The sequence below is a fragment of the Burkholderia sp. Ac-20392 genome (genome assembly GCF_017104585.1).
GTDB lineage: Bacteria > Pseudomonadota > Gammaproteobacteria > Burkholderiales > Burkholderiaceae > Burkholderia > Burkholderia lata.
Genome location: NZ_JAAGPB010000644.1, coordinates 1 through 3968 on the forward strand (window position 1 = coordinate 1; position 3968 = coordinate 3968).

Consider the following 3968-nt stretch of genomic DNA (forward strand, 5'->3'; position numbering starts at 1 on the left):
TCGCAGCCGCTCGAACGCGACTTCCGCGGCACGCGCATCGCGATGTCACGCGGCCTGCCCGGCGTGCCGGTCGATCCGGAGATCGGGCGTGCGGTCGATGCGCAGGCGCGCGTGTTCGCGGCGCTGGGCTGCGAAGTCGAATTCGACGATCCCGATCTGTCGGATGCCGAGGACGTGTTCCGCATCGAGCGCGCATGGATGATCGGCACGCTGGTCGACGGGCTGGACGATGCGCAGCGCGCGGTGCTGAAGCCCGAGATTCACGACGAATACCGGCTGCATTGCTCGCTGACGGCCGCCGATCTCGGCCGCATGTTCGTGCGCAAGACGCGCCTGTTCGAGCGGATGCGCACGTTCATGCAGCGCTACACGTTCTACGTGCTGCCGTCCACGCAGGTGATGCCGTTCGATGTCGACCTGCGCTTGCCCGCGCATGTGCCGGGTGCCGCCAGCACGTCGTATATCGACTGGATGCGCGTGTGCTGGTACCTGTCGTCGACCGAGGCGCCGATCCTGTCGGTGCCGTGCGGTTTCGGCGCAACCGGTCTGCCGATCGGCATGCAGATCGTCGGCCGCTACCGCGACGACTGGAGCGTGCTGCAGTTCGGTCACGCGTACGAAGTCGCGTCGGGCCGCCGCTGGACACCGCCGGCCGTTGTCGCCGACGCGATGCGCTGACCGTCTTTTCCGCCTCACATCCAACCGTTCCGGTTTGCACCGGAGCAGGCCGCGCGCCTGCGGGGGACGCGCACGCCTGCGTTTTGCCATTCGACCCGCGCAATGGAGACCTTCCGATGAAACAACGGCTGTTGGCAGGCGCGGGTGTCGCGCTGATCGCGGGTGCGGCGCACGCACAGAGCAGCGTGACGCTGTACGGCATTATCGATGAGGGGCTGACCTACACGAGCAACCTCGCGGTGGCCGGCCCGAACGGCACGGTGAGCGGCAAGCCCGCGTGGCGGATGCTGGGCGGCGTGCAGCAGGCGAGCCGCTGGGGGCTGCGCGGCGTCGAGGATCTCGGCGGCGGGATGACGGCGATCTTCACGCTGGAGAACGGCTTCGACCCGAGCACGGGCAAGCTCGGGCAGGGTGGGCTCATCTTCGGCAAGAAGGCGTTCGTCGGGCTGGCGGGGCCGTTCGGCACCGTCACGCTCGGGCGGCAGTACGACACCAACGTCGACTTCCTCGGGCCGCTCGAGGCCGCCGCGCTGTTCGGCGGCTACATGGTTGCGCACCCCGGCGACCTCGACAACGTGAACAACGCGAACTCGACCAACAACGCGATCAAGTTCACGAGCAACGACTACGGCGGGTTCCGCTTCGCGGCGATGTATGGCGTGGGCGGCGTCGCGGGCGCGGCGACGCGCAACCAGGTGTGGTCGATGACGGCCGGCTACACGCGCGGGCCGCTCGTGGTGGCGGCCGGCTACCTGAATGCGCGCAACCCGAACGTGTCGTTTTTCGGCACGACCGGCAGCCCGGCACCGGTCACGGGCGGCGTGCCCGGCAACAACATGCTGTCGCCCGTGTATTCGGGCTATGCATCGGCGCGCACGCTGCAGGTCGCGGCGGCGGGCGGCACCTATGCGATCGGTGCGGTCACGCTCGGCGCGATGTATACGAACACGTCGTTCCGCCAGCTCGGCGACCTGTCGTCCGGGCCGAATCCGGGCGGCGTGTCCGGCAACGCGGTGTTCAACAACGTCGAGGCCAGCGTACGCTATCAGTTCACACCCTACCTGTTCGGCGGCGTCGCGTACGACTACACGCGCGGTGGCGGCGTGAACGGCCGCGACGGCGCGACGTATCACCAGGTCGCGGCGGGGCTCGATTACTTCCTGTCGAAGCGCACCGACGTGTACCTGACCGCCGTCTACCAGCGTGCGTCGGGTACCGACTCGACCGGCCGCGCGGCGGTCGCCGCGATCAACGGGCCCGGCGCATCGGCGAACGACCGGCAGTTCCAGGCGCGCGTGGGCCTGCGGCACAAGTTCTGACGGAGGTGGCCGCGGCGCGTGGTGATATGCTCGCGGGACGCCCGCGAACGACGGGCAGATTCCGACTGCCTGCGCGCTGCCGCGTTGCACGGCATTTCCGAGGGAAGAACCGACACCATGAGCCGCAAATTCATTCTGAAGGGCGACACGACCGACCACGGCGGCGTCGTGCTCGAAGGGATCGCCAATTCGTCGTTCGACGGACGCGAACTCGCCTATCTCGGCGCAGCGGTGTTCTGCGCCGCCTGCAAGTCGCCGGGCGTGATCGTGTCCGACGGCGGCGAGCGGACGATGACCGTGATGGGCAAGGTCGTCGCGCTCGAACACGACCTGTGCCAGTGCCTGTGCACGCCGCAGCCGAAGCTGATCGCGTCGCAGGCCACCGGGACGATCACCGGATGAAACCCGCCGCGCGGCGGCGCTTGCCACCCGCGCGGCATCGACACCCGGCCGCCGGCCGTCAGACGCTGCCTTCGGTTTCGATCACGAGGATGCGTGCTTCCCCGAGCGGATGCGCGACGTGCTCGGTGCCGGTCGACGCGTGGAACACGTCACCCGTTTCGAGCACTGTCGCGTGCTCGACGCCTGCTTCGCGATAACGCATCTCGACGCGGCCGTCGAGCACCGCGAACACTTCCTCCCCGTCGTTCACGTGCCACCGATACGGCTGGTCGGTCCAGTGCAGGCGGACCGTGATGCCGTTCAGGTTCGCGATGTCGAGCGCGCCCCACGCGCGGTCCGCGGTGAATGCTGCGCTGCGGATGATCTTCATCGATGGGTTCTCCGGCGTGAATGCGCGTCGTCTTCCAGTCTTCGACTGTTCAAGTGAATTTCCCGATGCCCGCATTCAGCGCGACATCGCACGCAGCGCCTGTTCGATTGTCGCCTTGCGCTTCGCGAAGCCGGCCGCCGACCGTTCGGTGACGCGCTCCACGACCGCCGCCGGCGCGGTGTCGGGCGAACCGGCGTCGAACGGCGGCGCGGGCGCGTATTCGAGTTGCAGCTGGATCGCCTGCGCTTCTTCTTCGCCGGCCAGCTCCGCGGCGATCGTCAGTGCGAAGTCGATGCCGGCCGTGACGCCGCCGCCCGTGATCAGGTTGCCGTCGCGCACCACGCGCTCGCGCACCGGCACCGCGCCGAGCGGTTCGAGCAGCGAGTGGAAGGCCCAGTGCGTCGTCGCGCGCCGCCCGCGCAGCAGGCCGGCCACGCCGAGCAGCAGCGCACCCGTGCAGACCGACGTCACGTAGCGCGCGGTTGCCGCGCGCTGCTGCACGAACGCAATCGTTTCGGCATCGAGCAGCAGCGCGTTGATCCCGATCCCGCCCGGGATGCAGATCACGTCGAGCGGCGGACAGTCGTCGAACGTGCAGGTCGGCGCGAGCGCCAGCTCGCTGCTCGACGCGACGGTGTCGCGCGATTTCCAGACCAGATGAACGGTTGCGTCGGGCAGCGATGCGAGCACGTCGTGCGGGCCGGTGAGGTCGAGTTGCTGGACGCCCGGAAACACGAGAAAGCCGATATGCAGGGACATGCGAAAACTCCGCTTGGAAGGGGAACGTACCGTTGCCGGCACGGGATGGACAGATCGATTCTAGGCGCGTAGTGTTTGGCGAAATTGCCATATCACCCACGTTTTCAGCCAATCGCCATGACTGCCGCCGCGCGTTCGATCCTGGTTCTCGCGTTCCCTCGTGCCCAGCTGCTCGACGTGTCGGGGCCGCTGCAGGTGTTTGCGTCCGTCAACGAGCTGGCGCTGGAGCGCGGCCAGCCGGCGCCGTATGCGCCGCGCGTCATCGCGGCTGAGGCGGGGCCCGTCGAGACATCGTCGGGCCTGGTCGTGATGGCCGAATCGCTGCGCTCGGCTGCGCGCCATCCCGATACGCTGATCGTCGCCGGCGGCAAGGGCGTGCATGCGGCATCCAGGGATGCGCGGCTGGTGCGCTGGGTGCAGCAGCAGGCGGCGCGCACGCG

6 protein-coding genes are annotated in these 3968 nt (G+C 68.6%); 4 read left to right on the top strand and 2 right to left on the bottom strand.

Annotated features, from left to right (window positions below):
• The 3 genes from G3N99_RS36085 to G3N99_RS36095 form a co-directional block, all read left to right on the top strand.
• On the top strand, positions 1-678 hold a 678-nt coding region (locus G3N99_RS36085; protein ID WP_241012027.1), incomplete at its 5' end, for an amidase family protein.
• Between the two features lie 116 nt (positions 679-794).
• Positions 795-1997 carry a porin gene (locus tag G3N99_RS36090; protein ID WP_206124757.1) on the top strand — a complete coding sequence of 401 codons (1203 nt, stop codon included), beginning with the start codon at positions 795-797 and terminating at the stop codon, positions 1995-1997.
• 117 nt (positions 1998-2114) lie between these two features.
• Entirely contained in the window at positions 2115-2399 is a 285-nt protein-coding gene (locus G3N99_RS36095; RefSeq protein ID WP_039359956.1) for a PAAR domain-containing protein, read from the top strand.
• 58 nt (positions 2400-2457) lie between these two features.
• Here G3N99_RS36095 and G3N99_RS36100 read toward each other — a convergent pair whose 3' ends face one another.
• Positions 2458-2769, bottom strand: coding sequence for a cupin domain-containing protein (locus G3N99_RS36100; protein ID WP_174985706.1), 312 nt, complete (start codon positions 2767-2769; stop codon positions 2458-2460).
• Between the two features lie 75 nt (positions 2770-2844).
• A complete protein-coding gene (locus G3N99_RS36105) occupies positions 2845-3528 on the bottom strand; it encodes a DJ-1/PfpI family protein (protein WP_206124758.1) in 684 nt (227 codons plus the stop codon).
• A gap of 117 nt (positions 3529-3645) precedes the next feature.
• On the opposite strand from G3N99_RS36105, the gene G3N99_RS36110 reads away from it, so the two are divergent.
• The coding region (locus G3N99_RS36110; protein WP_206124759.1) for a DJ-1/PfpI family protein at positions 3646-3968 on the top strand (323 nt) is incomplete at its 3' end.

What these genes read in the sequence shown, in the direction of transcription:
- G3N99_RS36090 (WP_206124757.1), top strand. Translation starts at nt 795, where the DNA reads ATGAAACAACGGCTGTTGGCAGGCGCGGGTGTCGCGCTGATCGCGGGT.
- G3N99_RS36100 (WP_174985706.1), bottom strand. Translation starts at nt 2,769, where the DNA reads ATGAAGATCATCCGCAGCGCAGCATTCACCGCGGACCGCGCGTGGGGC.
- G3N99_RS36095 (WP_039359956.1), top strand. Translation starts at nt 2,115, where the DNA reads ATGAGCCGCAAATTCATTCTGAAGGGCGACACGACCGACCACGGCGGC.
- G3N99_RS36105 (WP_206124758.1), bottom strand. Translation starts at nt 3,528, where the DNA reads ATGTCCCTGCATATCGGCTTTCTCGTGTTTCCGGGCGTCCAGCAACTC.